Annotated in this window: 23 protein-coding genes; 11 read left to right on the plus strand and 12 right to left on the minus strand. The window is 60.2% G+C overall.

Translation table 11 applies throughout. From position 1 onward, the window contains the following. Positions 1–344: 344 nt before the first annotated feature. From LT42_RS18265 to LT42_RS18300, 8 genes are all read right to left on the minus strand, one after another. Positions 345–1,982, minus strand: a complete 1,638-nt coding sequence (locus tag LT42_RS18265) for an AAA family ATPase (RefSeq protein ID WP_037016012.1) — start codon at positions 1,980–1,982, stop codon at positions 345–347. Positions 1,983–1,992: 10 nt separating this feature from the next. Beyond that, on the minus strand, positions 1,993–3,096 hold the full coding sequence (gene aroB, locus LT42_RS18270) for a 3-dehydroquinate synthase (RefSeq protein WP_037016015.1): 1,104 nt from the start codon (positions 3,094–3,096) through the stop codon (positions 1,993–1,995). A gap of 132 nt (positions 3,097–3,228) precedes the next feature. Then, positions 3,229–3,747: a shikimate kinase AroK gene (aroK, locus tag LT42_RS18275; RefSeq protein ID WP_037016018.1), complete on the minus strand. Its 519-nt coding sequence runs from the start codon at positions 3,745–3,747 to the stop codon at positions 3,229–3,231. 4 nt (positions 3,748–3,751) lie between these two features. After that, entirely contained in the window at positions 3,752–5,827 is a 2,076-nt protein-coding gene (locus LT42_RS18280; RefSeq protein WP_037017528.1) for a type IV pilus secretin PilQ, read from the minus strand. A 53-nt stretch (positions 5,828–5,880) separates the two neighbouring features. Further along, on the minus strand, positions 5,881–6,408 hold the full coding sequence (gene pilP / locus LT42_RS18285) for a type 4a pilus biogenesis lipoprotein PilP (RefSeq protein WP_037016021.1): 528 nt from the start codon (positions 6,406–6,408) through the stop codon (positions 5,881–5,883). Beyond that, a complete protein-coding gene (pilO, locus tag LT42_RS18290) occupies positions 6,405–7,052 on the minus strand; it encodes a type 4a pilus biogenesis protein PilO (RefSeq protein ID WP_037016024.1) in 648 nt (215 codons plus the stop codon). The genes pilP and pilO overlap by 4 nt, the downstream gene beginning before the upstream one ends. Beyond that, the gene (locus LT42_RS18295; RefSeq protein ID WP_037016026.1) at positions 7,049–7,615 is read right to left on the minus strand and encodes a PilN domain-containing protein; all 567 of its coding nucleotides are present in this window, start codon (positions 7,613–7,615) and stop codon (positions 7,049–7,051) included. The genes pilO and LT42_RS18295 overlap by 4 nt, the downstream gene beginning before the upstream one ends. Then, positions 7,615–8,679 carry a pilus assembly protein PilM gene (locus tag LT42_RS18300; RefSeq protein WP_037016028.1) on the minus strand — a complete coding sequence of 355 codons (1,065 nt, stop codon included), beginning with the start codon at positions 8,677–8,679 and terminating at the stop codon, positions 7,615–7,617. Before LT42_RS18300 ends, LT42_RS18295 begins: the two co-directional genes overlap by 1 nt. A gap of 209 nt (positions 8,680–8,888) precedes the next feature. On the opposite strand from LT42_RS18300, the gene LT42_RS18305 reads away from it, so the two are divergent. Beyond that, a complete protein-coding gene (locus tag LT42_RS18305; RefSeq protein WP_420806911.1) occupies positions 8,889–11,363 on the plus strand; it encodes a penicillin-binding protein 1A in 2,475 nt (824 codons plus the stop codon). Between the two features lie 1,172 nt (positions 11,364–12,535). Here LT42_RS18305 and LT42_RS18310 read toward each other — a convergent pair. From LT42_RS18310 to rpmE, 3 genes are all read right to left on the minus strand, one after another. Next, complete coding sequence (locus tag LT42_RS18310; RefSeq protein ID WP_037016034.1) at positions 12,536–13,804, minus strand: malic enzyme-like NAD(P)-binding protein; 1,269 nt, start codon at positions 13,802–13,804, stop codon at positions 12,536–12,538. Between the two features lie 177 nt (positions 13,805–13,981). Beyond that, complete coding sequence (locus tag LT42_RS18315) at positions 13,982–14,785, minus strand: thermonuclease family protein (RefSeq protein ID WP_037016037.1); 804 nt, start codon at positions 14,783–14,785, stop codon at positions 13,982–13,984. A gap of 23 nt (positions 14,786–14,808) precedes the next feature. Continuing rightward, a complete protein-coding gene (rpmE, locus tag LT42_RS18320) occupies positions 14,809–15,042 on the minus strand; it encodes a 50S ribosomal protein L31 (protein ID WP_037016040.1) in 234 nt (77 codons plus the stop codon). 168 nt (positions 15,043–15,210) lie between these two features. Between rpmE and LT42_RS18325 the strand changes: the two genes are divergently transcribed. From LT42_RS18325 to LT42_RS18355, 7 genes are all read left to right on the plus strand, one after another. Further along, positions 15,211–17,430 carry a primosomal protein N' gene (locus tag LT42_RS18325; protein WP_037016044.1) on the plus strand — a complete coding sequence of 740 codons (2,220 nt, stop codon included), beginning with the start codon at positions 15,211–15,213 and terminating at the stop codon, positions 17,428–17,430. A 120-nt stretch (positions 17,431–17,550) separates the two neighbouring features. After that, complete coding sequence (gene argS, locus LT42_RS18330) at positions 17,551–19,296, plus strand: arginine--tRNA ligase (protein WP_037016046.1); 1,746 nt, start codon at positions 17,551–17,553, stop codon at positions 19,294–19,296. A gap of 1 nt (position 19,297) precedes the next feature. Next, positions 19,298–19,987, plus strand: a complete 690-nt coding sequence (locus tag LT42_RS18335; RefSeq protein ID WP_037016048.1) for an SPOR domain-containing protein — start codon at positions 19,298–19,300, stop codon at positions 19,985–19,987. Between the two features lie 177 nt (positions 19,988–20,164). Then, the gene (gene hslV / locus LT42_RS18340; RefSeq protein ID WP_037016051.1) at positions 20,165–20,695 is read left to right on the plus strand and encodes an ATP-dependent protease subunit HslV; all 531 of its coding nucleotides are present in this window, start codon (positions 20,165–20,167) and stop codon (positions 20,693–20,695) included. A gap of 69 nt (positions 20,696–20,764) precedes the next feature. Continuing rightward, the gene (gene hslU / locus LT42_RS18345; RefSeq protein ID WP_037016053.1) at positions 20,765–22,102 is read left to right on the plus strand and encodes an HslU--HslV peptidase ATPase subunit; all 1,338 of its coding nucleotides are present in this window, start codon (positions 20,765–20,767) and stop codon (positions 22,100–22,102) included. Between the two features lie 231 nt (positions 22,103–22,333). Continuing rightward, the gene (locus LT42_RS18350; protein WP_037016055.1) at positions 22,334–22,711 is read left to right on the plus strand and encodes a gamma-butyrobetaine hydroxylase family protein; all 378 of its coding nucleotides are present in this window, start codon (positions 22,334–22,336) and stop codon (positions 22,709–22,711) included. Between the two features lie 71 nt (positions 22,712–22,782). Next, positions 22,783–23,085 (plus strand): hypothetical protein, encoded by a 303-nt coding sequence (locus LT42_RS18355; protein ID WP_037016058.1) that lies wholly within the window; start codon positions 22,783–22,785, stop codon positions 23,083–23,085. A 42-nt stretch (positions 23,086–23,127) separates the two neighbouring features. Here LT42_RS18355 and LT42_RS18360 read toward each other — a convergent pair whose 3' ends face one another. Continuing rightward, a complete protein-coding gene (locus tag LT42_RS18360) occupies positions 23,128–23,406 on the minus strand; it encodes a polyhydroxyalkanoic acid system family protein (RefSeq protein WP_037016061.1) in 279 nt (92 codons plus the stop codon). Positions 23,407–23,547: 141 nt separating this feature from the next. On the opposite strand from LT42_RS18360, the gene ubiE reads away from it, so the two are divergent. From ubiE to ubiB, 3 genes are read left to right on the plus strand one after another with little or no spacing between them, the layout of a single operon-like run. Then, positions 23,548–24,318, plus strand: a complete 771-nt coding sequence (ubiE, locus tag LT42_RS18365; RefSeq protein ID WP_037017530.1) for a bifunctional demethylmenaquinone methyltransferase/2-methoxy-6-polyprenyl-1,4-benzoquinol methylase UbiE — start codon at positions 23,548–23,550, stop codon at positions 24,316–24,318. Next, positions 24,318–24,941, plus strand: coding sequence for a ubiquinone biosynthesis accessory factor UbiJ (locus LT42_RS18370; RefSeq protein ID WP_037016066.1), 624 nt, complete (start codon positions 24,318–24,320; stop codon positions 24,939–24,941). The genes ubiE and LT42_RS18370 overlap by 1 nt, the downstream gene beginning before the upstream one ends. Then, positions 24,938–26,557, plus strand: coding sequence for a ubiquinone biosynthesis regulatory protein kinase UbiB (gene ubiB, locus LT42_RS18375; protein WP_037016069.1), 1,620 nt, complete (start codon positions 24,938–24,940; stop codon positions 26,555–26,557). Before LT42_RS18370 ends, ubiB begins: the two co-directional genes overlap by 4 nt. Positions 26,558–26,601 lie beyond the last annotated feature (44 nt).

A 26,601-nucleotide genomic window follows, 5' to 3' on the forward strand; every position in this document is an offset into this window, starting at 1 on the left:
AGGCTGCCTCTTAACGAGACAAATTTCTTTTCAATTCAACCATTTACCATCCACGCCGAACGTACGCCGGCTTTGCGGGAGCAAAAGGGAGGTCATTGTACACAGCGACACAAGTCCTCACAAATTTGGCGACGAACTGTCGCAAATTTATGTCGCATTCATGAAAGGTTTTATATCGATTCTCGTGCTAGCCAGAGCTATTTTGCGAGTCTGACCAATGAGAGCCCGAAGATCAATGTGTGTCTGAGACGCAGACAGCGCAAGGCGCGCTGCTCATTGGCAGCACGCTCATGCGTGATAATCGGGGGAGCCAAGCGAGGGACCCGGATAAGGTCCCTGCGTCATCAGCGTGCGGCAGCGAGTTCCTGTTGGATGCTGCCGACGGTACGAGGCCAAGGTTTACCAGCCTGAACCTTCTCTGGCAAGGCCTTGATAGCGGTAAGCGCTGCATTGCGATCAGCGAAACTGCCGTAGGTCACCACATACAGAGGCTTGCCCTGCAGGGTTTTCTTGAAATAACGGTACTCGGCGCCCTGCTCTTTTACGTAACTTTGGGCGGTGGTTTCAGAGCTGGTGCCGAGGATCTGCACCACGTAATGGGTCGGGGCCTGACCTGAATACCAGCCACTGCCCGCTGCGCCAGACGCTGCAGCTGCCGGAGCAGCAGGCTTGGCTGCCGGGGCCGGAGCAGGCTTGGCAGTCGCCACCTGAGTCGGCGCAGGCGCAGGCTTGGCGGCAGGAGCGGGCGCCGGAGCAGGTGTAGGCTTGGCGGCGGGCGCCGGGCGTGGCGCTGGAACCGGCTGCTGCGCCATGCTTGGAGCAGGCCCTGCCGATGCACCCGCAGGTGGCGCAGTGGTGGTTACCGTCGGCGGCTGCAGCGATTGATTGGCGGCGGCACCGCCGTCTTCACCGTCTCCTTCACCCGAGCCCGCCGCTTCAGCCAGAGGTGTGCGTGTCACCGGTTGCGAGCTCCCGTTCATCGGCAACGGCATTGGCTGCGAATTGCCGGCGAACTCGATCGCCGGGCCACCGTTGTTCGATTGTTGAGCCGGCGCCTGGCCCTGACCCAGAGGCAGTTGAGCCTGAGAGTTGGCTGGCGCCGTAGCGGGTGCGTTGCTGCGACCTGGAATCAACCACGCAGCGAGGACCGCCGCGACAACAACCCCACCCAAAGCCAACACGTGTTTCTTAGGCATCTTGAACCCCATACTTGGACGCTTGACCGCAGAGCGGCTGGCAATCATGGCTTCGATCATCGAATCACGCGCGACCTGATTAATCGCACCTGGCCATCCACCGGACTGCTCATGGATATCGCTGATCTGCTCGGCGCTGAACAATCCAACGCCCTGCCCGGCGCCGTCGAGACGCTGAGCCAGATACTCACGGGTTTCTTCTTCGGTATACGGCGCGAGCTCGATAACGTGGAAGCGTTCTTCCTCCGTACCGCTCTCGGCGCACAATTGATCCAGGCGATCAATGATCGAAGCCTCGCCGAACAGGAAGACATGCGGGCGCCCTTCCGGGGTGCCTGCCGCCAATCCCAACAACGCTTCGAGTGCGGATTCGCCCAGTTGTTCGGCATCGTCCACCAGGATGTAGACCTCCTGGCCTGTCAGCGCCAGCTGCACGACTTGTGACAGGATCGGGCGCATTTCCGCCTGTGCGACGTTCAGCGCCTGCGCAACCTGGCGCAACACGCCTGTCGCATCGCCTGCACCGCGTGCCGAGACCACGACGCTTTGCACCGACTGCTTGTTGGTGCTCGCCACCAGCGCCTGACGCAGCAACGTCTTGCCGCTGCCCTGGGGGCCCGTGACCACCAACAGCAACTGGCTGTAGCGTGCGAGATGATGCAGCTGACCCAGCACGGGCTTGCGCTGTGCAGGGAAGAATTTGAAGCCGGGGACCCGCGTTGCAAAGGGGTCATGACTCAACTGGTAATGACCGAGGAAGGCCTCATCGGCGTGCAAACTAGTCATGGATTTCTCATTAACCTCTAAGCTGATCCACCAAGGCGCGGTAATCCGCGACCAGTGTGGCCTGTAGTACTTCTTGTGGATATTCGTCGGTCACTACTGCCTCGCCGATGCGACGCAACAGCACCAGGCGCAGACGACCGTCTATGACCTTTTTGTCCACCGCCATGTGCTCGAGGAAATGCTCGGGCGTCATGTCTTCAGGCGGAACGACCGGCAAACCGGCACGCTGAAAAATACGGATGCCACGGTCGCGCTCTTGCTCGGTGATCCACCCCAGACGTGCGGACATTTCAAGGGCCATTACCGTACCTGCCGCCACCGCCTCGCCGTGCAGCCATACGCCATATCCCATGTGCGTTTCGATGGCATGGCCGAACGTGTGGCCCAGGTTGAGTGTGGCACGCACACCGGATTCCCGCTCATCGGCACCCACCACCCCAGCCTTGGCCGCGCAAGAACGCTCGATGGCTGTGGTCAGCGCGACCTGATCCAGCGCGCGAAGCTTGTCCACGTTCTCTTCGAGCCATGTCAGGAAGGGTTCGTCACAGATGAGACCGTATTTGATGACCTCGGCGAGACCGGCCGACAGTTCCCGTTCGGGCAAGCTGTTCAGCGAAGCTGTGTCGATCAAGACTGCATTTGGCTGGTAGAACGCGCCGACCATGTTTTTGCCGAGCGGGTGATTAATGCCGGTTTTACCACCGACCGATGAATCTACCTGAGACAACAGCGTGGTCGGTACCTGAATAAACTCCACACCACGTTGATAACAGGCAGCCGCGAAGCCGGCCATGTCCCCAATCACGCCACCGCCCAACGCAATCACGGTGGTGCGACGATCATGGCGTGCAGTCAGCAGCGCGTCGAAAATGGTTTGCAGGGTTTCCCAGTTTTTGAAGGCTTCGCCGTCGGGAAGCACAATCGGCAAGACGTTGTAACCGGCGAGGGATTGAGTAAGGCGCTCCATGTACAGCGGAGCGACCGTGGCGTTTGAAACGATCGCCACTTGTTTCCCGGCTATGTATGGCTTGAGCAACTCGGGCTGATCCAGCAAGCCTTCGCCGATGTGAATCGGGTAGCTGCGTTCGCCAAGCTCGACCTTGAGTGTCTGCATGTGTCCCCACGCTGTTAACAATTGGTTGCCTGTGTCTGTGCGTCACGAAACGCCAACACTGGCTATGGCGCAAGGCCATTTCACGACCCCGCTTTTTATGGTCGCCGAGGATAGCGCATTTCCGTCTGCGCTTTAACGGGGAGGAAGCTCGGCCAGAAGGGCAAGGATGTCGATGACCACCATTCGGGGCGGCCGCTCATCGGTTTGGATGATCACATCGGCGATTTCCCGGTACAGCGGATCGCGGATAGCCAGCAGTTCGCGCAGCACGCGCGCGGGGTCGGCGGTGCGCAGCAATGGCCGGTTGCGGTCCCGGGAAGTCCGGCCCACTTGCTGCTCGACCGAGGCATGCAGATACACCACTCGACCACCGGCGTGCAATGCGCGGCGGTTTTCTTCGCGCATGACCGCGCCGCCGCCGGTAGCCACCACAACGCCATCGAGCGCGCAGAGCTCGGCAATCATTGCCTGCTCCCGGTCGCGAAAGCCTGCCTCACCTTCTTTATCGAAGATCCAGGGAATATTGGCGCCCGTTCGCAGTTCGATTTCCTTGTCGGAATCCTTGAACGGCAGTCGAAGCTCTTTGGCCAGCAAGCGGCCGATGGTGCTCTTACCCGCCCCCATCGGCCCCACAAGTATTAAATTTCGCACAGAATCAACGACTCACAGCAATCGCCTGGTTGTTCATGATACGCGGAGTGAGGAAGACCAATAGCTCGGATTTTGACTCCGAGACCACATCGCGCCGGAAAAGGCGGCCAACATACGGCACATCGCCCAAAAATGGCACCTTGTCGACGACTTTACTTTGCGTGTTGGAGAACACCCCGCCAATAACTATGGTCTCGCCGTCGGCCACCAACACCTTGGCATTGACCTCGTTTTTCTTGATGGGCGGAACTCCGAGCACCGTGTTCACGTAGTCCGGTTCATCCTTCGTGACCTTGACCTCCATGATGATGCGGTTATCCGGGGTGATCTGTGGCGTTACTTCCAGCGACAGCGAAGCCTCTTTGAACGACACCGACGTCGCGCCGCTCGAACTGGCCTCCTGATACGGCACCTCCGTACCTTTCAGGATTTTCGCGGTTTCCTTGTCCGACGTAACCACCTTCGGCTGCGAAACGACTTCGCCATTCCCGCTCTTCTCCATCGCCGTCAGTTCGAGATCGAGAATCGTGTTATTGGTCAGGAAACCCAGACCGATCGACGAGGTGGCATCGGTCACGCCCATGTCCACATAAGGTCCGTTGGTCGCCGCTGCGCCGGTGACTGTGCCATTGCCGCCAGTGGTGAAATTCCCCCGATTGCTCGATCCGCCCCAGCGCACGCCCAGAGCTTTGTCATAGTCGACGTTCGCTTCAACGATGCGCGCCTCGATCATGACCTGACGCACCGGGATATCCAGCTGCGAAACGATGCGGCGCAGCTCATCCAGGCGATCCTGAGTCTGATAGGCAATGATGTTGTTGGTACGCTCATCGACCGTGATCGAGCCGCGCTCGTCGGTTTTCGATTCCGCACTGGTCACCGACTGAAAGAGCTTGGCGATGTCGGCAGCCTTGGCGTAGTTCACTTGCAGCAACTCACGACGCAGCGGCGCCAACTCGGAAATCTGCTTCAGCGACTCCAGCTCCTGGCGCTCACGGGCGGCGATCTCATCAGCGGGCCCGACCAGCAAAACATTACCGATCTTGCGCTTGTCCAGACCTTTGGTTTTAAGCACCAGATCCAGCGCCTGATCCCACGGCACGTTTTGCAGGCGCAGGGTGATACCGCCCTGGACCGTGTCACTGGCAACCAGATTGAGGTTGGTGAAATCGGCGATCAGCTGCAGAACCGACCGGACATCGATGTCCTGGAAATTCAGCGACAGTTTCTCGCCGGTATAGACCAGTTTTTCCGAGTTACGGCGCTCCTGATCCTCGTTGGTCAATGGACGCACGCTGATGGTCAGCTTGTTTTCCGTCTGGTAGGCGGAATAATCGAACGCGCCAGACGGCTCGATCGAAATGCTGGCTTTGTCGCCGCTGACACTTGAATTGACGAATTGCACCGGCGTGGCGAAATCCTTCACGTCGAGGCGCACGCGCAACGGATCCGGCAACTGAGTCTTGGCGAAGTCGACGCGAATCTTGCCGCCCTGCTCCTGAATATCCGGAGCAATACCGGTGTCGCTCAGTTCGATGATGACGTTGCCCTCGCCGAGCTCTCCGCGTTGGAAATCGACATTTTTCACCGACCGCGGGCCGGGAGCGTAGGAACGGGCAACAGGCTTCGATTGCGCGGGGGGCACGCTCACCCGCGGCGCGCCCAGGGCGGTACTGGGCTGTGAACCTTGCGCCGCAGCCGCACCCTGGCCCACGACCACGAACAGGTTGTTGCCTTCTACCCGAGAGCTGTACGGCGCGAGCGTGGTGAGGTTGATGATCACCCGCGTGCGATCCTTGGCCTCGACGACCACCACGCTATGCGCATTGCCTGAACCCAGGTCACGGCTCTTGATCGCCAACTGGCTGGTGACACCCGGCAGGTCAAGCGCGATCCGCGCCGGTTGCTCGGTGGTGTAACCACGCGGCGCCGCCACTGGGCCATCGAAGGACAACTTCAATTCGACTCGATCCCCCGGCAGTGCTGCTACGTCCAGCGTCTTGAGGTTCGCTGCCTGAAGAATCGGTGAAAGCAGCGCCATCCCTAGCGACACGCTGATAATCGAAAGAATCCTGTTCATGTTCACATTCCACCACTGTGCAGATTCGAAGGTGCTGCGCTTGCTTGCCGTCTTCATGAGCGTTCCTTGAGCGAGATGCTGAGCGGGCGCTCCAGCCACGCCCCCTCACCATCCGGCACGATTTCCATCACCTGAACTGCGGAATCGCTGATTGCCGTAATCCGGCCATCGTTGCGGCCCAGGTAATCGCCCACTTTCACCCTATGCACGCCGCCCGCCCCGCGAAGCAACGCGAACGTCCCGCTTTCGTTACTCAACGTACCCACCATTTCAAAGGAATCGATGTTGAAGCCCTCAAGGAACTGCTTGACCCGGGTCGGATCGGGCTGGACCAGATGCGAGCCCCTTTGACGGTTGACCAGATCGATTTTGACCGGCGGCTGAAACGGGCTGCGCAGGCTCGCCGCCGCATAGGTAAAGGCTTCATATGGCCGGAACTTGGGCATTGGCTCAATGGTGCCGACCGGACGCGCGCGAACCTCGCCCATGTACTGCTTCAGATCGTCAAATTCATCCGAACTGCCACAGCCTGCGAGCCCCATCAGCGTGACGCCGAGGTACAACCAACGCATCGCCCTCATTTCGCAGGCCCTTTCGTGTCGATGTTCTGAACGCCTTTATCGTTATAACGGTAGGTCTTGGCCAGAATGCTCATGCGCAGTTTCGCCGGGGACTTGGCATCCAGCGGCTTGATCTCGAAGTCATGCAGCGTCACGATTCGCGGCAGGCTGGCCACGCCACTGGCGAAGGTTGCCAGGTCGTGATAGCTGCCGGTCACAGTGATCTGGATAGGCAATTCAATATAAAACTGCTGCGCTTCTTCGGGGAGCAGCTTGATTTCCTCGAACTCAAGACCGCTGCCCAGGCCGGTGCGGGTGATGTCTTCCAGCAAGCCCGGGACTTCGGTATCGCTCGGCAACTGACGTAGCAGCGCACCGAACGTATTTTCCATCTCCACCATTTGGCTCTTGTAAGCCGCAAGGTTGGCAGCTTGATAGGCCTTGGTCGCAAACTGCTCTTTAAGCGCTACTTCTTCACTGCGCGCCTGATCCAGCTGAGCCTGCATGTCCTGGATGTAAAAGAAATAGCCACCTGCCAGCACCAGCGCCAACAGCAGAGCGCCGGCGATGGTTTTTACGGCCGCAGGCCAGGACCCCAGGTTGTTGACGTCCAGATCGTTGATGTCGATCTTGCGCAGGCTGTCCAGCCATTCATTCATGTTCATGGCTTGACCCCCTCAACCGCCGGCTGCGTCTGACGTACCGTTAACTGGAAGGTGTTGGTTTGATCCACGCCGCCCGCGGTATTGGCCTTGACCTCCGTCAGGCTCGGAGACTCCAGCCAGTCGGACGCGTCCAGGTTACGCAGCAGATCCGAGACCCGGTTGTTGGACTCGGCTGCACCGGAGATGCTGATCATCTGCCCCGTCATTTTTACGTCGTTGAAGAACACGCCGTCTGGCAGTGTGCGAGCCAGCTGGTCAAATACGCGGCCGATGATGGGTCGATTGCCCTGCAGGTCCTGGATGATCTTCATGCGTTCCAGCAATTGCTTGCGGCGCGCCTTCAGCTCGCTGATTTCCTTAATACGGGCGTCCAGCTGAACGATTTCGGTTCTGACAAACTCGTTGCGCGCATTCTGGTGAGCGATAGCACTGCTCAAATATTGATCAGCCAGAAGAACGGCACCTACGCCGACGACCAATACGCCGGCCAGCGCAAGGATAAAGCGCTTCTTGCGCGCCTCACGTTGCTGCTCGCGCCAGGGTAGTAAGTTGATCCGTGCCATTAGTCGAAGCTCCTCAATGCAAGACCGCATGCGATCATCAGTGCGGGAGCGTCGCTGGCGAGGGCGCCGGCGTTTACTTTGGCGCTCAGCGCCATATCAGCGAAAGGGTTTGCAACCAGCGTCGGTGTGCCAAGACGCTCCTGAATCAGCCGATCAAGACCCGATATAGAGGCAGTGCCTCCCGCGAGCATGATGTAGTCGACGCGGTTGTACTGGCCGGCCGCGAAGAAAAACTGCAGCGAGCGGGATACTTGTTGAACCACCGCATCCTTGAAGGGCTGCAGCACTTCGGAGACATAGTCGTCCGGCAGTCCGCCCTGCTTTTTGGCAAGACCGGCTTCACTCACCGATAAACCATAGCGGCGCTGAATTTCTTCAGTGAGCTGACGACCGCCAAATAACTGTTCACGGGTATAGATGATGCGGCCGTTGTGCAGCACGCTGAGCGTGGTCATCGTCGCGCCAATGTCGATGACGGCGACCGTCAATTGCTCGTGATCCTGACCCAGCTGTGCGGACAACAGGCCAAACGAGCGTTCCAGTGCATAGGCCTCGACATCCACCACGCGTGCAGTGAGACCCGCCAATGCCAACGCCGCTTCGCGGACCTCGACGTTTTCCTTGCGACATGCTGCCAGAAGCACCTCAACGCGCTCGGGATTGCGCGCCGAATAGCCCTGGACTTCGAAATCGATAGCGACTTCTTCAAGGGGATAGGGAATGTACTGATCGGCTTCGATCTTGAGCTGGTTTTCCATCTCGTCGTCGGAAAGGCCCGCATCCATCTCGATCGTCTTGGTAATAACAGCCGATCCGGCGACCGCAACCGCCGCGATTTTGACGTTACTCTTCGCTTTTACCAGCAAACGCGTCAAAGCACTGCCGACCCCTTCAAGCTCCGCGATGTTCTTTTCGACGACCGCATTGGCAGGCAGCGGCTCGACCGCATAAGACTCGACCTTGTAACGGGTGCCGGAACGACTCAATTCAAGGAGCTTTACCGAGGTGGAGCTAATATCGATCCCTAGAAGGGTGTTGGCCTTCTTACTGAAGAGTTCGAACACAACCGATTCCCTATGCGTTTCCGTCACTTACGGATGATTTCTGGTGCCACGTCATTGTCGGCTGACTTGACAGTAGCGCAAATAACGCTCGTCGACGAAAAATGCTTATAATGCCCAGCGTTTTTTTCGTGTAGCAAAGCTTCAAGGCGTGTTCATTTGTAAATGCCTGCGCTTAACCCATTCTTTTTTCTGGAAATCCAAAAGCCTTGATACGCCTGCTGAAGTTTTTCTGGTGGTCCATCGTCGCGGTCGTCTGTGGGCTGCTGCTCGGCCTGAGCGGCGCCTTTCTCTATCTGGCGCCCAATCTGCCTTCGGTCGATGCCCTGCGCAATATTCAGCTGCAGATCCCGCTGCGGGTGTTCAGCAGCGACGGCAAGCTCATCGCAGAGTTTGGCGAAATGCGCCGTTCTCCGATCCGTTTCGCCGATATTCCGCCCAATTTCATACACGCCCTGTTGTCGGCCGAAGACGACAACTTTGAAAACCACTATGGCGTAGACCCAAGCAGCCTGATGCGCGCGGCGAGTCAGTTGGTCAAGAGCGGTCACATCCAGTCCGGCGGCTCGACCATCACCATGCAGGTTGCGAAAAACTATTTCCTGACCAGCGAGCGCAGTTTTTCGCGCAAAACCACCGAGATTCTCTTGGCCTTGCAAATCGAGCGCCAACTTACGAAAGACGAGATTCTCGAGCTGTACGTCAACAAGATCTACCTGGGCAACCGTGCTTACGGCATCGAGGCCGCGGCACAGGTTTACTACGGCAAATCCATCCGTGACCTGAGCGTCGCACAAATGGCGATGATCGCGGGCCTGCCAAAGGCGCCGTCACGATTCAACCCACTGGCGAACCCGGTGCGTGCCAAAGAGCGCCGCGACTGGATCCTGGGGCGCATGTTCAAACTCGGGAAAATCGACCAGAACACCTACCAGACCGCACTCGTCGAGCCGATCAACGCCAGCTATCACGTCCAGAGCCCGGAAGTGAACGCGCCGTACATCGCCGAAATGGCCCGAGCCGAAATGGTCGGCCGTTATGGCAGCGAAGCCTATACAGAAGGTTTTCGGGTCACGACTACCGTGCCCAGCAACCTTCAGGAAGACGCCAACAAGGCCGTCCAGGACGGGCTGATCGAGTATGACCAGCGCCATGGCTACCGTGGGCCGGAGAGCCGTTTTCCCGGTTTGACGCGCGACGGCTGGGTGCAGGAATTGAGCAAACAGCGTCCAATCAGCGGCCTGGAGCCGGCCATCGTTACGCAGGTCGACAAAACCGGTATCCGCGTGCTGACGCGCAGTGGCGAAAATGAAGAAAGCGTGGCCTGGGACAGCATGAAATGGGCCAAGGCGTTTTTGAACACCAACAGTGTCGGCGCCAATCCCAAGCAGCCCGCAGACGTGGCACACGTGGGCGATCTGGTGCGCTTGCAGCGTCAGCCCGATAACTCGCTCAAATTCAGCCAGCTTCCCGTGGCGCAGAGCGCGCTGGTTTCGCTGGATCCGCAAAACGGCGCGATACGGGCCCTGGTTGGCGGCTTTGCGTTCGAGCAGAGCAACTACAACCGCGCCATGCAGGCCAAGCGCCAACCCGGTTCCAGCTTCAAGCCGTTCCTTTATTCGGCGGCGCTGGACAACGGCTACACCGCCGCGAGCCTGGTGAATGATGCACCGATCGTATTTGTCGACGAAGCCATCGACAAAGTGTGGCGCCCCAAGAATGACACCGGCACCTTCCTGGGCCCGATCCGCCTGCGCGAAGCGCTGTACAAGTCGCGCAACCTGGTGTCGATCCGCCTGCTGCAAAGCCTGGGCGTCAACACTGCGATCAATTACATCACCCGGTTTGGCTTCAACAAGCAGGACCTGCCGCCCAACCTGTCCCTCGCACTGGGCACCGCAACCCTGACGCCAATGGAAATCGTCAGCGGCTGGAGCGCGTTCGCCAATGGCGGTTACAAGATCAGCCCGTACCTTATCCAGAAGATCGAAGACCGAGAGGGCAAAACGCTGTTCGTCGCCAATCCGCCGACCGTCCCGGCCAACGACCCGAACCCCAAAGCCGTCAGCGAAGCTGCAATCAGCAGCGCGTCGACGTACGCAGCCCCGGAAACACCGCCATTGACCGCCAACGTCGTACCGAACGCCCTGGATGCCCCGGGCGGCGCACCTGCACCTGTGGTGGCGGAACGGATTGTTGACGGTCGCACAACGTACATCCTCAACAGCATGCTGCAGGACGTGATCAAGCGGGGTACCGGTCGCCGCGCACTGGCAATGAATCGTCCGGATATTGCCGGTAAAACGGGTACAACCAACGACTCGAAGGATGCGTGGTTCACCGGCTACAACGCTGATTACGTGACCACGGTGTGGACCGGCTTCGATCAGCCGGAAAGTCTGGGGCGCCATGAGTTCGGTGGCACCGTCGCGCTGCCGATCTGGATGAAGTACATGAGCGCTGCACTGAAAGACAAACCGCCTCATGTCCAGGCCGAGCCGGACGGTATCCTCAGCCTGCGTATCGACCCAATCAGCGGCCGCTCCGCAACGCCAAGCACGCCTGGTGCGTTCTTCGAGCTGTTCAAGAGCGAGGACACCCCGCCCAGCGTCAACGAACTCGGTGGCAGCCCTCCTCCAGGCAGCCCACTGCCAGCGGACGAATCGGCCCCGATCGATCTGTTCTAATCATGGAATAGAGCGTTGTGACAAAAAAGCCCTGCAGCCGTGCAGGGCTTTTTTATGCCGCTCAGCCAATAGCCGTTGAACTGGCACGCCGACGATCTCGGCGCGACGCACCCTCCGCAGGAGCCGGCTTGCCGGCGAAGGCGTCGGGGCAGTCGATAGCAACTTCGAAGACCCACCGCCATCGCGGGCAAGCGCGCTCCTACAGTTTTGCGTCGGCCTCTACGCTCCCGTCAGCAGGATATACACCAACCTGTAGGAGCCGGCTTGCTGGCGAAGGCGGTGGGTCAGCGATAAACGCGTAGGCTGACACGACTGGTTCGCCAGCAAGCCGGCTCCTACGATTACCGGGGCAAGGTCCGAGCACCCCGGCACGACGCAAAACCAGCGACCACAAAAAAGCCCTGCAGCTGTGCAGGGCTTTTTTATGCCGCTCAGCCAATAGCCGTTGAACCTGGCACGCCGACGATCTCGGGGCGACGCATCCTCCGCAGGAGCCGGCTTGCCGGCGAAGGCGTCGGGGCAGTCGATAGCAACTTCGCCGACCCACCGCCATCGCGGGCAAGCGCGCTCCTACAGTTTTGCGTCGGCCTCTACGCTCCCGTCAGAAGTATATACACCAACCTGTAGGAGCCGGCTTGCTGGCGAAGGCGGTGGGTCAGCGATAAACGCGTAGGCTGACACGACTGGTTCGCCAGCAAGCCGGCTCCTACGATTACCGGGGGAAGGTCCGAGCACCCCGGCACGACGCAAAACCAGCGACCACAAAAAAGCCCTGCATCTGCGCAGGGCTTTTTTATGCCGCTCAGACAATAGCCGTTGAACCTGGCACGCCGACGATCTCGACCCTCTGTAGGAGCCGGCTTGCTGGCGAAGGCGTCGGGTCAGTTGAAAGTAACTTGGCTGACCCACCACCATCGCGGGCAAGCGCGCTCCTACAGTTTTGCGTCGGCCTCTACGCTCCCGTCAGCAGGATATACACCGATCTGTAGTGCCGGCTTGCTGGCGAACCCGATTAATCAGCGATAAAAGTGTCGACTGACACGACTGGTTCGCCAGCAAGCCGGCTCCTACGATTGCCGGGGCAAGGTCCGAGCACCCCGGCACGACGCAAAACCAGCGACCACAAAAAAACCCTGCATCTGCGCAGGGCTTTTTTTTACGCCGCTTGGCTATCAGCCGTTGAACACGTCATCCACGCTCTTCAGCGGGTAGTGCTTTGGATACGGCAGGGTTGCGACGCCGCTTTCGATGGCAGCTTTTGCAACGGCATCGGAAACAACGGTCAGCAGGCGCACATCCAGCGGTTTTGGAATGATGTACTCACGGCCGAATTCCAGGGCGATGCCGCCGTAGGCATCGCATACTTCCTGAGGAACCGGCAGCTTGGCCAGCTCGCGCAGGGCGTTGGCCGCGGCGATTTTCATCTCTTCGTTGATGCGTTTGGCACGAACGTCCAGTGCGCCACGGAAGATGAAAGGGAAGCCCAACACGTTGTTGACCTGATTGGGGTAGTCCGAACGACCGGTCGCCATGATGACGTCATCGCGCGTGGCGTGGGCCAGCTCTGGCGAAATTTCCGGATCCGGGTTCGAGCAGGCGAACACGATCGGGTTGGCTGCCATCGACTTCAGGCCTTCAGCGCTCAGCAGGTTCGGACCGGACAGGCCGACGAATACGTCAGCGCCTTCCAGTGCATCGGCCAGGGTGCGCTTGTCGGTGGAGTGGGCGAACTGAGCCTTGTACTGGTTCAGGTCGGTCCGGCCGTCGTGAACGACGCCGCTGCGATCGATCATGAAGATATTTTCGATCTTCGCGCCCATGCTCACCAGCAGCTTCATGCAGGAAATGGCCGCCGCACCAGCGCCCAGGCAGACGATCTTTGCCGCTTCCAAGGTTTTGCCAGCGATTTCCAGGGCGTTGATCATGCCGGCCGCAGTCACGATCGCGGTACCGTGCTGGTCGTCGTGGAACACCGGAATGTCGCACTGTTCGATCAGCGCTTTTTCGATCTCAAAGCACTCAGGTGCCTTGATGTCTTCCAGATTGATGCCACCAAAGGTGATGGAAATGCGGCGCACGGTGTCGATGAAGGCCTGCGGGCTTTCAGAGTCGACTTCGATGTCGAACACGTCGATACCGGCAAAGCGCTTGAACAGCACCCCCTTGCCTTCCATAACTGGCTTGGACGCGAGCGGACCAAGGTTACCCAGCCCCAGAATTGCAGTGCCATCAGAGATGACCGCTACCAGATTGCCTTTGCCGGTGTACTTGTAGGCAAGCTCCGGATCGCGACCGATTTCGCGGACCGGCTCAGCCACACCCGGGCTGTAGGCCAGCGACAGATCGCGAGCAGTGGCGGTGGCTTTGGTGAGCTCGACGCTGAGTTTCCCGGGACGCGGATGGGCGTGATATTCGAGAGCGGCAGTTTTCAAATCTGACATGGGGGCATTCCGCTTTTTGGTGTTGGACAGACGGACCGCCGAGCATACGCAAGTCATAAAGTCCTAACAAGACTGGCGGGTCACCTGTGTCAAGAGGCCGCATCTACGACTTTCAGCGTAGAACCGCAGAATACGCGGCTTAGCGAGTCCACAATCAGGCTTGTAAGTGTCTACAATTTATTTATTGATTGTATCCAGCATGACCGGATGAGTGATTGGCATCATCCAGCGTGGCTGGCCTGACTTCAGACCGCCGCGACGGGATCGATCAACGACCCAGCCCCGCGCTTCGACCTGTTGCCCTTTAAGGCGCTGGATGGCAGGGACATCAAACTGGCCGACCAGCTTGGGGGCGATGCGAAGCACCACAGAGTTGCCGAACTCGATCCATACGCCGCCGCCATTGCGCTGCACCTCTGTCACGCGGCCGCTGAGCACTGCAAAGCCGCCGCTGTTGACGCGCTCGACCGGCACGACCGGCGAGTTGCGCCAAAGACCAAGGCGTGCCTGACGGGCTGACTGCTCTGCAGCCTTCTGGCAATTCACCAGGGCGACGTTCGGAAACACCGCGACGAGGTAGCCCAGCCCTTCCGAGAGAAGTTGCGCTTCGAAATTGGCGTTATCGTGCCCATACACGTTGGCCAGCGTGCGGCCGTAGTGATCGGCCGGCTGCTCACCCACACGCAGCCTGACCTCTCCGTCGCTAGCGTCTACCAGCGCCTGCAAGCGACGCTTGGCGGCTTCGGCGAAAGGTTCGGCGGCCTGACCTTTCTTGCCGGTTTCGGGTGTGTTCAGGCCAATCATGCGAACGCTGCGGCCATCACCGAGGCGCAACGTGTCGCCATCAACCACTCGCTGCACGCTGACCAAAGGCAACGAAGGTGGCGCCGGACACAGCGCCTGGGCTGTGGAAAGCCAAAACGCAGACATAAAAAAGGCGCCCGCGAGGGACGCCTTTTCAAGCAGCCTGGAGAAACGCACTGGTAACTCCAGAACGGCCAACCTTACTCTGCAGCAGCAGGAGCTTTGGTTGGACCGAACGCACCGAAACGCGACTTGAACTTGTCGACACGACCGCCGACGTCCAGAGTTTTTTGCTTGCCGGTGTAGAACGGGTGGCACTCGTTGCACACGTCCAGGCTCAGAGGCTTGGCCAGTGTGGAACGGGTTTTGATGACATTGCCGCAGCTGCAGGTTGCGTCAATGGCTTCGTAAACTGGATGGATATCGGATTTCATGGGTATTTCCTCGGGCTATCGTGCCGCCACCCAACACTATTGTTGAATACCGCACGGAATTAGGCCGCGCATATTAACAGACATTGCCAATCACGCAAGGGAACGTTGAGGCCGGCCGTCTGCTAAGATCGCGCCCTTCGTCATACCCCGTAACAGGATATCCCCCGCGTGCCCGACGCCATCTTGCGCCTCGCCCTGCCCTCGCCGCTGCGTCGCCTGTTCGACTACCTCGCTCCCGCAGGTGTTGCGCGCAGTGAACTGCAGCCGGGAATGCGCCTGCGTGTGCCCTTCGGCCGCCGGGAGATGATCGGTGTGCTGGTGGAAGTCGTCGATAAAAGCGATGTGCCGGCCGACAAACTCAAGCCCGCCATCGCCGTGCTCGACAGCGAACCGCCGCTGCCGCCTGCGCTCTTCAAGCTCTGTCTGTGGACGGCGCAGTACTACCAGCACAGCCTCGGCGACACACTAAGCTGGGCCCTGCCCGTGCTGCTGCGTCAGGGCGAGCCTGCGGAAGCACGGCAGGACCGCTTCTGGCAGGTCGCGCCAGACGCCAGCATCGATGATCCGCGCATCGCCCGCGCACCGAAGCAAAAAGAGGCGCTGCGCACGCTGGCCCAGCACCCGCATGGGGTGGCCCACCAGCTGTTGAGCAAACTGATGCTCAACCGCGAGAGCCTCAATCTACTGCTCGCCAAGGCCCTGGTGACCGTCGAGGTGCGCGGTCATGCTCCGGTGGAGCGGCACGAACATTGGCTGGCGCAGCCGGAGCTTCCGCTCAATACCGAACAGCGCGCCGCTTATGAGGCGATTCGCTCAGGATTCGGCAGTTTTCATGCGTCTTTGCTGGCAGGCGTGACGGGCAGCGGCAAGACCGAGGTTTACCTGCAACTGATCCGCGAGACGCTGGAAGCAGGCAAACAGGCGTTGGTGCTGATTCCTGAAATCAACCTGGGCCCGCAGACCCTTGCGCGTTTCGAGCAACGATTCAACGCACGCATCGCGCTGCTGCACTCGGCCGTCAATGATCGCGATCGACTGGATGCCTGGCTGGCGGCCCGCGATGGCGAAGCCGACATCATCATCGGCACCCGCTCGGCGCTGTTCACCCCGATGAAAAACCCGGGGCTGATCATCATCGATGAGGAACACGACGGCTCGTATAAACAGCAGGAAGGCCTGCGCTATCACGCCCGTGATCTGGCGCTGGTAAGGGCGCGTCAGGAAGACATTCCCATTGTCCTCGGCTCGGCCACACCGTCGCTGGAGAGCCTGCACAACGCTTACACCGGGCGGTACGCGCTCCTGCGTTTGAACGAGCGTGCAGGCGGGGCTCAGCAGCCACGCTTCCTGCGCCTGGATGTAAAAAGCCGTCCTCTGGACAGCGGCATATCGGGCCCCATGCAGCAAGCCATCGGCCAGACCCTGGCAGCAGGCCAGCAGGTGCTGGTGTTCCTCAACCGTCGCGGCTTTGCGCCGACGCTGCTGTGCCATGACTGTGGCTGGCTATCGGAATGCACGCGCTGCGACGCGCGCATGACGGTGCATCAACGCTCGGGCGAGCTGCGTTGCCACCACTGCGGGCATGTCGAACGCGTGCCGCGCAACTGCCCGGCGTGTGGCAAGGTCGATCTGCGCCCTGTGGGTGCGGGTACCGAGCGCGCCGAAGAGCGACTGGCGATACTGTTTCCGGACTTCCCCGTGCTGCGCGTGGACCGGGACAGCACCTCTCGCAAGGACGCGATGAATCAACTGTTTGCCACCATCCAGAAGGGTCAGCCATGCATTTTGGTGGGCACCCAAATGCTCGCAAAAGGGCATCATTTCCCCCGCGTAACCCTGGTGTCGATTCTGGACGCCGACGGCGGACTGTTTTCGGGCGACTTTCGCGCCAGCGAGCGCATGGCCCAGCTGATTGTGCAGGTTGCAGGCCGGGCTGGTCGCGCAGAAGAGCCGGGTAAAGTCATCATCCAGACCCATTTGGCTGACCACCCGCTGCTGATCCAGCTCACCGAGCAGGGCTATTTCGCCTTTGCCGAGCAGGCCCTCAGCGAACGTCGCGCCGCAGGGCTGCCGCCCTTTTCGCACTTGGCATTGCTGCGCGCAGAGGCGCACAAGCCAGGCCAGGCCGAGGGTTTTCTGGACGAAGCCTGCAGCGAAGCAGAGCGCTTGCTCAAGGACATGGCACTGGGTGGCATCGAATTACTGGGGCCGGTTCCAGCCCCCATGGAGCGACGCGCCGGGCGCTATCGCGCCCAGTTGCTGGTTCAAGCCAACGCCCGCGCACCACTGCACAAGCTGCTCGCGACCTGGCTGCTGGCACTGGAAAACATGCCAAGCGGGCGACAGGTGAGATGGTCACTGGATGTCGACCCGGTCGATCTTTATTGACCCGGATCGCCAGACCGCACATCCAACGCGGTTGGCAAGGGGGCCCCGGCCACGGATAATGCCCAGTTTTTCCACCCGCGCATCCAGGCGCTGCCGCGCTTGCGGTCGAAAGAGAGCACCATGAAAGACACCATTCGCCAGCTGATTCAACAAGCTCTGAGCCAACTCGTCACCGATGGCGTCTTGCCGGAAGGGCTGACGCCGGCGATTCAGGTGGAGAACGCCAAGGACAAAAAGAACGGCGACTTCGCCAGTAACATTGCAATGATGCTGGCCAAACCCGCCGGCCTTAAACCGCGCGATCTGGCTGAAAAGATCGTTGCCGCGCTGCCTGCCGACGAGCAGGTCACACGGGTTGATATCGCCGGCCCCGGTTTCCTTAATTTCTTCCAGAACACGCAGGCGTTGGCCACACGCCTTGATCAGGCCTTGGCGGACGAAACGCTGTCCGTGCGCAAGGCTGGTGCTCCCCAGCGGGTCGTCGTCGATCTGTCCGCGCCGAACCTGGCCAAAGAGATGCACGTGGGCCACTTGCGTTCGACCATCATCGGCGACGGCGTTGCCAGTGTCCTCGAGTTTCTGGGCGACACCGTGATCCGGCAGAACCATGTGGGTGACTGGGGTACTCAGTTCGGCATGCTGCTCGCCTACCTGCAGGAAACGCCCGCGACCAGCGATGAGCTGTCCGACCTCGAAGACTTCTACCGCGCCGCCAAAGGTCGCTTCGACGCCTCCGAGGAATTTGCAGAGCGTGCGCGTGGCCTGGTGGTCAAGTTGCAAGCGGGCGACGCCGAGTGCCTGAGCCTGTGGACCCGCTTCAAGGACATTTCCCTCTCGCATTGCCAGGAAGTGTACGAGCGCCTCAACGTCAAACTCACGCCGAAGGACGTCATGGGCGAAAGTGCCTACAACGACGACCTCGCCAATGTCGTGGCCGATTTGAAGAAGACCGGGCTTCTGGTCGAGAGCAACGGTGCGCAGTGCGTGTTCCTTGAAGAATTCAAAACCGCCGAGGGCACACCGCTTCCGGTGATCGTGCAAAAGGCCGGCGGCGGTTATCTCTATGCCACCACGGACCTGGCAGCCATCCGCTACCGCAGCAATGTGTTGAAAGCCGATCGAGTGCTGTATTTCGTCGACCAGCGCCAGGCGCTGCATTTCCAGCAGGTGTTTGAGGTCGCCCGCCGTGCCGGTTTTGTCACCAATGGCATGCAAATGGAGCACATGGGCTTCGGCACCATGAACGGCGCCGATGGCCGGCCGTTCAAGACCCGCGATGGCGGCACGGTCAAGCTCGTCGACCTGCTCGACGAAGCCGAAGAGCGCGCCCACGCACTGGTCAAAGAGAAGAACCCGGACGTCGCCGAGGAAGAGTTGCGCGTAATCGCCAAAGCCGTGGGCATCAGCGCCGTGAAATATGCGGACTTGTCCAAGCATCGTGCCAGCGACTACAGCTTCAACTTCGACCAGATGCTGAGCTTCGAAGGCAACACTGCGCCGTATCTGCTGTATGCCTATACCCGCGTGGCCGGCGTATTCCGCAAGCTGGAAGAAAAAGGCGAAAGCTTCGACGCGAGCCAGGGACGGATCATTCTCGATGCGCCGCAAGAGCAAGACCTCGCCGCACGTCTGGCGCAGTTTGGCGAAACCCTCAACACTGTCGCCGACAAGGGCACGCCTCATGTGCTCTGCGCGTACCTGTATGACCTCGCCGGTCTGTTTTCCAGCTTTTACGAGAATTGCCCGATTCTGGCGGCAGAGAACCCTGAGCAGCAGCAAAGTCGTTTGCGCCTCGCCGCCCTGACCGGTCGCACCCTCAAGCAAGGCCTGCAGTTGCTGGGTCTGGACACTCTGGAGCGTATGTAAGTTGGCCGTTAAAAAGAAACCTGCTCCCAAGCGCGGCGCCAGCCGGTATCAGGCTCCCGCGAAGACGCCGATTCCAGGCTGGGTGTGGATGGCGATCGGCTTGACCGTCGGCGCTTTCGTCGTTTTCCTGATGAAACTCGAACCCGGCAGTGGCGACGACATCAAGCGCGTCAAGGCTGAAGCCAAGGCCGCGAAAATCGCCGAAGCGAACAAGACGCCGCCGAGCCCGACCGCTCCGGTGAAGCCCAAGTACGACTTCTACACGCTGCTGCCTGAGTCGGAAGTCATCGTGCCGAACGAAGCGGTGCCGGAGAAGACGCCACCGGTGGTTGCGCCGAGCACTCCGGTTTCGCCTGAACAGGCCGCCAAGATTGATACTGCTCGCGCTCAGGCTGCGCTTAGCGGCTTGACGCCTCCGCCTGCACCTCCGGTGGCCAAGCCTGCGGCGGTGACGACGTTCTTCCTGCAAGCGGGTTCGTTCCGCAAACAGGCCGACGCCGAAAAGGTGCGTGCGCAGATCATCCTGCTGGGCCAGGCCGCGACGGTAGAGTCGGGCACGGTCAAGGATGAGACCTGGTACCGCGTGCTGGTCGGCCCGTTCAGCAATCGTGAACAGCTGACCACGGCGCAAAAGCAACTGGCGGGCGGCGGATTCAGCAACCTGTTGCTGCAACAGCGCCAGGCTCGTTAACGCCTGATACTCGCGCTAATCATTGAGTGATCGTTCCGCGCACTGCGTGGTAACGATCACGAAGTGATACGCAACGCCATTCATCCCTCAACCCACTCAACGGTTGAAATACCCGCCCCCACCCCCATATGAGTTTCCATCAGGGCATTTTCGCCCCGCAGCGTGGAGACTCTCCCCTTGACCACCATCGTTTCAGTGCGCCGCCAAGGCAAAGTCGTCATGGCCGGTGACGGCCAGGTTTCCCTGGGCAATACCGTCATGAAAGGCAACGCCAAGAAAGTCCGGCGCCTTTACCACGGCCAGGTCATCGCCGGATTCGCAGGCGCCACCGCTGACGCATTCACCTTGTTCGAGCGTTTCGAAGCCCAGCTTGAAAAACACCAGGGTCACCTTGTGCGCGCCGCCGTCGAACTGGCGAAAGACTGGCGGACCGACCGTTCGCTCAGCCGCCTCGAAGCCATGCTGGCCGTTGCCAACAAGGATGCGTCGTTGATCATTACCGGTAACGGCGACGTCGTTGAGCCCGAGGACGGCCTGATCGCCATGGGCTCCGGTGGCGCCTTTGCCCAGGCGGCTGCCCGTGCGCTGCTGCTGAAGACCGAACTGTCTGCCCGGGAAATCGCCGAAACCGCCCTGCATATCGCCGGCGACATCTGCGTCTTTACCAATCACAACATCACCATTGAGGAGCAGGACCTCGCCGAGTAAGCCGCTGGGCATAGCCGCCATTCACTGCAGCCTGCCCGCCTTGCCTAGCGCCGAGGACCGTTGAAAACCATGTCCATGACTCCCCGCGAAATCGTCCACGAACTTAACCGCCATATCATCGGCCAGGACGATGCCAAGCGCGCCGTCGCCATCGCCCTGCGTAACCGCTGGCGCCGCATGCAGCTGCCCGAAGAGCTGCGCGTCGAAGTAACGCCCAAAAACATTCTGATGATCGGCCCGACAGGCGTTGGTAAAACCGAGATCGCCCGTCGTTTGGCCAAGCTCGCCAACGCCCCGTTCATCAAGGTTGAAGCGACCAAGTTCACTGAGGTCGGTTATGTAGGCCGTGACGTCGAGTCGATCATCCGCGATCTGGCCGACGCTGCAATGAAGTTGCTGCGCGAACAGGAAATCACCAAGGTGCGTCATCGCGCCGAAGACGCTGCCGAAGACCGCATCCTCGATGCACTCCTGCCGCCTGCACGCGCGGGCTTCAGCGAGGAGTCAACATCGGGCAGCGATTCCAACACCCGACAGCTGTTCCGCAAGCGTCTGCGTGAGGGTCAGCTGGACGACAAGGAAATCGAAATCGAAGTCGCTGAAATGGGCGGCGTCGACATCTCTGCGCCGCCGGGCATGGAGGAAATGACCAACCAGTTGCAGAGCCTGTTTGCCAACATGGGCAAGGGCAAGAAAAAGAGCCGCAAGCTCAAGGTCAAAGATGCCCTGAAAATGGTTCGCGATGAAGAAGCGAGCCGCCTGGTCAATGACGAGGAGCTCAAAGGCAAGGCACTGGAAGCGGTCGAGCAGCACGGCATCGTGTTCATCGACGAGATCGACAAAGTGGCCAAGCGCGGCAATGTCGGCGGCGCTGATGTGTCCCGCGAAGGTGTGCAGCGTGACTTGCTGCCGTTGATCGAAGGCTGCACCGTCAACACCAAGCTGGGCATGGTCAAGACCGACCATATCCTGTTCATCGCATCCGGTGCGTTCCATCTGAGCAAGCCAAGCGATCTGGTGCCTGAGTTGCAGGGTCGTCTGCCGATCCGCGTCGAGCTCAAAGCGCTGACCCCGCAGGATTTCGAACGTATTCTCAGCGAGCCGCACGCGTCTCTGACCGAGCAGTACCGCGAGCTGCTGAAGACCGAGGGCCTGAACATTGCGTTCTTGCCGGATGGCATCAAGCGTCTGGCCGAAATTGCCTGGCAGGTCAACGAGAAGACCGAGAACATCGGTGCTCGTCGCTTGCACACGCTGCTGGAGCGGTTGCTGGAAGAGGTTTCGTTCAGTGCCGGTGACTTGGCAGGCGCACAGGATGGCGGGACGATCCAGATCGATGCCGAGTACGTCAACAGCCACCTGGGTGAGCTGGCGGAAGACGAAGATCTGTCGCGTTATATCCTCTAACGCGCTGCAACCCGACTTTGTAGGAGCCGGCTTGCTGGCGAACGCAGTCTCTCAGGCGATCATCTGCGTCTGGCAGGCCGCTTTCGCCAGCAAGCCGGCTCCTACAGGTTTTGCAGCATAATGTCCGGCAGTTCGCAGCGTTATATCCGCTAGACGGTCAGGGTCTGGCGCCTCGCCGCATGGTCGCGGCGGACACAGCAGCGTTTCACCAACGGTCCAAGGCCTAGCCCCATGTCGAGAATTCCCACCGCTATCCAGCTGCATAAAGCCTCGAAGGTCCTCAGTCTGAAATACGGGACGGACGAGGAGTACCGCTTGCCAGCCGAATTCCTGCGGGTGCACTCCCCATCGGCGGAGGTTCAGGGCCATGGCAATCCGATTCTGCAATTCGGCAAGTTGGGCGTCGGGCTTCTCAAAGTCGAACCCGCCGGCCAGTACGCGCTGAAGCTGACTTTTGATGACGGTCATGACAGCGGCTTGTTCACCTGGGAATACCTGGAGCAACTGGCGCAACGTCAGACGCAACTGTGGGACGAATACCTTGCCGACCTCAAAGCCGCCGGCAAATCCCGCGATCCCTCCGAGCAAGTCATCAAGCTGATGCTCTGACTGACCGTGTTTAATTCCCTGTAATCCGCGACAACCCGCGACTGTAGGAGCCGGCTTGCTGGCGAACCGGTATGTCTGACGAAGCGATGCTGACTGACAAAACGCATTCGCCAGCAAGCCGGCTCCTACAGATTTGCGCACGACCAGATGTTATTGCGGCGGCAGACGTTATTGCGGCGGCAGACGTTATTGCGGCGGCAGACGTCGTTGGGGCGGCAGACGTTATTGAGGCGTCAGACGTCGTTGGGGCGGCAGACGTTATTGCGACGACAGACGTCGTTGGGGCGGCAGACGTTATTGCGGCGACAGACGTCGTTGCACCGCCAGACGTTATTGAGGCGAAAGACGTCGTTGCGGCGGCAGACGCCGCGTGACGTCGGCAGTGATTCAGGCGAGGGATCCATGCTTGCGGCCCCTCAGGCGGTCAGCACCTTGTCCAGTTGCCGCTCAACTTCCGTTTGAATCGAACCGCTCATGGCAGAGAGGAAGAAGTTGAGTTCGATCGTCACCCGCACCAGCGTGTCTTCGACGTCGACGGTGCCCTTGGCGCCCTTGCCTTCCAGCGCAACGGTGTCGCCTGTCCATTCGTGCTCAATGCCGTATTTGTCAGACAGCTTCTGCAGCATGATCTCAGCCTTCTCGCGGGCCTTTTCCTTTCCCAGCGTGTGCGGGCGTTCCACGGTAATTCTGGCCACTTAAAGGCTCCTGTTTCGGCTTGAATCGTCGGCGCACTATACCAGCGGCCTCTTGTGAAGAAACTGTTCGCCGTGAGCCTTGTCAAGACAAAGCCAGCCCTGACGATTAGAATGGCGCCACTTTATTCCGGTGACAGCGATATGAATGATCCGCGCAAAGGCAGCGATGCCGAACCCACCACCCACTTCGGATACAAAAACGTACCGGAAAGCCAGAAGGCCGAGAAAGTCGCCGAGGTGTTCCACTCCGTCGCGGCCAAATATGACCTGATGAACGACGTGCTGTCCGGCGGCATGCATCGCCTCTGGAAGCGCTTCACCATCGAGCTGTCCGGTGTTCGCAGCGGCAACCGCGTGCTCGACATCGCAGGCGGCACCGGGGATCTGGCGAAGAAGTTTTCGCACCTGGTGGGGCCGACTGGCGAAGTCGTACTGGCTGACATCAATGCTTCGATGCTCAAGGTCGGTCGTGATCGCCTGCTGGATCGCGGTGTGGCCGGCAACATCAAGTTCGTCCAGGCCGACGCTGAAAAGCTGCCATTCCCCGACAATCATTTCGATTGCGTAACCATCGCCTTCGGCCTGCGCAATGTGACGCACAAAGAAGACGCCATCCGCTCGATGTTGCGTGTGCTCAAGCCGGGCGGCCGTTTGCTGGTGCTGGAATTCTCCAAACCGACCAGCAAGGTGATGTCCAAGATCTACGATGCCTATTCGTTCGCGTTCATGCCGCTGGCCGGCAAACTGATCACCAACGACTCGGAAAGCTACCGCTATCTGGCGGAGTCCATCCGTATGCACCCTGATCAGGAAACACTGAAGTCGATGATGGTTCAGGCGGGCTTTGACCGCGTGACCTACCACAACATGACCTCTGGCATCGTTGCTCTGCACCGGGGCATCAAGCCCTGATGCTGATCAACGGCTTGCTCGCCAGTGCCGAACACGGCATCAATCGCGTGCTGCGCCTGGACAGCACGGCCTTGCCGCGCCTGGACAGGCTGAGCGGCAAGGTCATCGCCATCGAGTGCACCCGCCCGGCGTTTCGTCTGCACGTGCTGCCCGGCGATGATGGCCTGATGCTCGCCGCCCACTGGGAAGGCGGCGCTGATGTGACGCTGCGGGCACCCGCTGCGAGCCTGATGCGACTGGCGCTGAGTAAAGACAAGAACGCTGTGTTGCATAGCCCGGAAGTCGACCTGGACGGCGAAAGCAGCGTACTGCTTGAGCTGGTGGGTGTATTGCAGGACCTGGACCTTGACTGGGAATATGAGCTGCAGCGCTGGCTGGGCCCGGTCGCGGCACCGCTGATTGGTGGCCATGTGCGCAACAGCGCCCGCTGGACCCATGAAAGCGTGGCCAGTCTCAGCAACAACCTGGCTGAATACCTTGCCGAGGAGTCACGCACGCTGGTCGGTAAACGCGAGGCCGAAGCCCGCTTCGCCGAACTGGATCAGACCCAACAAGACCTGGAACGCCTCGAAGCCCGCTTCGAGCGTCTGGCCCACTCTCTCAAATCCAGCGATAACGCATGAGCCTGCTTGCCGTCCGCCGCCTGTTTCGCATCCAGCGTGTCGTAATCCGTTACCGCCTCGATGACCTGATATTCGCCCTCCCCTTGCCGTGGTGGCTTCTGGCGGTGCGCTTCGTACTGCCCTGGCGCTGGCTCCCTCGTCGCAAGAACGAACTGACCCGGGGTGCGCGTTTGCGGTTGGCGCTGCAGGACCTGGGCCCGATTTTCATCAAGTTCGGGCAACTGCTGTCCACCCGTCGCGATCTGCTCCCTGAAGACGTCGCCGACGAGCTGATGATGCTTCAGGACCGCGTGCCCCCGTTCGATTCTGCCAAGGCGGTCGCGCTCATCGAATCGCAGCTGGGCGCGAAGATCAGCGAGGTTTTCAGCCGCTTCGACATCGCACCGCTTGCATCGGCGTCGGTGGCTCAGGTGCATGCTGCGCGTCTGAAAACCGGTGAAGAAGTGGTGGTGAAAGTCGTCCGCCCCGGCTTGAAGCCAATCATCGGCTCGGACCTCGCATGGCTGTTCATTCTGGCGAAAATTGCCGAACGGGTTTCCGCTGATGCGCGCCTGCTGCACCCGGTCGATGTCGTTGCCGATTACGAAAAAACCATCTACGACGAGCTCGATCTGTTGCGCGAAGCGGCCAACTCCAGCCAGCTGCGCCGCAATTTCGAAGGCTCCAACATGCTTTACGTGCCGCAGGTCTATTGGGACTGGTGCCGGCCGAAGGTCTTGGTCATGGAGCGCATTTATGGCGTGCAAGTGACGGACCTGGCGACCCTCGCCGATCAACGCACGGACATGAAAAAGCTCGCCGAGCGCGGCGTCGAACTGTTCTTCACTCAGGTCTTCCGGGACAGCTTCTTTCACGCAGACATGCACCCGGGCAACATCTTCGTCAGCACCGTCGCGCCGTGGGACCCTCAATACATCGCGATCGACTGCGGCATCGTCGGCAGCCTGACCCCTGAGGATCAGGACTATCTGGCGCGCAATCTGTTTGCTTTTTTCAAGCGCGACTATCGCCGTGTGGCACAGCTGCACATCGACTCAGGCTGGGTGCCGGCCGAGACCAAGCTCAATGAATTCGAGGCCGCCATCCGTACGGTGTGCGAGCCGATCTTCGAGAAGCCGCTGAAGGACATCTCCTTCGGGCAGGTCTTGATGCGTCTGTTCCAGACCGCTCGCCGCTTCAATATGGAAGTGCAGCCGCAACTGGTGCTGCTGCAGAAGACGCTGCTCAACATTGAAGGCCTGGGTCGTCAGCTGTATCCCGAGCTCGATCTCTGGGCCACCGCCCAACCCTTCCTGGAGCGGTGGATGCGTGAGCGGGTCAGCCCCAAAACCCTGCTTGGCAACCTGCAATCGCAGGTCGAGCAGATCCCGCACCTGGCCAACATGACCCGTGACCTGCTCGAACGCCTGTCGCAGCCTCACCGCCATGATCCGCCACCGCCTTACCGCCGCGACGGTGACCATTGGGCCCTGCGGCTGCTCGGGGCCGGCCTGCTGGCCGGTGGCGTGTTGCTGGCGTTAACGCATACCCAGACGGGCGAAGCGTTGGCCAGCCTGAATGCCTGGCCGGCGCTGCTGATGCTGGCGGCGGGGGTCTATCTGGTCGTTCGCCGATAGCCATCAGCGCGAGCCGCTGGCACACTAACCCTCCCCTGGAGCGG

Origin of the sequence: Pseudomonas lutea, assembly GCF_000759445.1 — a bacterium.
In the GTDB taxonomy this organism is placed as follows: domain Bacteria; phylum Pseudomonadota; class Gammaproteobacteria; order Pseudomonadales; family Pseudomonadaceae; genus Aquipseudomonas; species Aquipseudomonas lutea.

Coding starts and splice junctions, on each gene's coding strand:
- hslU (WP_037016053.1), top strand. CDS start 20,765: ATGTCCATGACTCCCCGCGAAATCGTCCACGAACTTAACCGCCATATC.
- LT42_RS18310 (WP_037016034.1), bottom strand. CDS start 13,804: ATGTCAGATTTGAAAACTGCCGCTCTCGAATATCACGCCCATCCGCGT.
- LT42_RS18370 (WP_037016066.1), top strand. CDS start 24,318: ATGCTGATCAACGGCTTGCTCGCCAGTGCCGAACACGGCATCAATCGC.
- argS (WP_037016046.1), top strand. CDS start 17,551: ATGAAAGACACCATTCGCCAGCTGATTCAACAAGCTCTGAGCCAACTC.
- ubiB (WP_037016069.1), top strand. CDS start 24,938: ATGAGCCTGCTTGCCGTCCGCCGCCTGTTTCGCATCCAGCGTGTCGTA.
- LT42_RS18265 (WP_037016012.1), bottom strand. CDS start 1,982: ATGACTAGTTTGCACGCCGATGAGGCCTTCCTCGGTCATTACCAGTTG.
- LT42_RS18280 (WP_037017528.1), bottom strand. CDS start 5,827: ATGAACAGGATTCTTTCGATTATCAGCGTGTCGCTAGGGATGGCGCTG.
- pilO (WP_037016024.1), bottom strand. CDS start 7,052: ATGAACATGAATGAATGGCTGGACAGCCTGCGCAAGATCGACATCAAC.
- LT42_RS18350 (WP_037016055.1), top strand. CDS start 22,334: ATGTCGAGAATTCCCACCGCTATCCAGCTGCATAAAGCCTCGAAGGTC.
- pilP (WP_037016021.1), bottom strand. CDS start 6,408: ATGAGGGCGATGCGTTGGTTGTACCTCGGCGTCACGCTGATGGGGCTC.
- LT42_RS18295 (WP_037016026.1), bottom strand. CDS start 7,615: ATGGCACGGATCAACTTACTACCCTGGCGCGAGCAGCAACGTGAGGCG.
- aroB (WP_037016015.1), bottom strand. CDS start 3,096: ATGCAGACACTCAAGGTCGAGCTTGGCGAACGCAGCTACCCGATTCAC.
- ubiE (WP_037017530.1), top strand. CDS start 23,548: ATGAATGATCCGCGCAAAGGCAGCGATGCCGAACCCACCACCCACTTC.
- LT42_RS18355 (WP_037016058.1), top strand. CDS start 22,783: ATGTCTGACGAAGCGATGCTGACTGACAAAACGCATTCGCCAGCAAGC.
- rpmE (WP_037016040.1), bottom strand. CDS start 15,042: ATGAAATCCGATATCCATCCAGTTTACGAAGCCATTGACGCAACCTGC.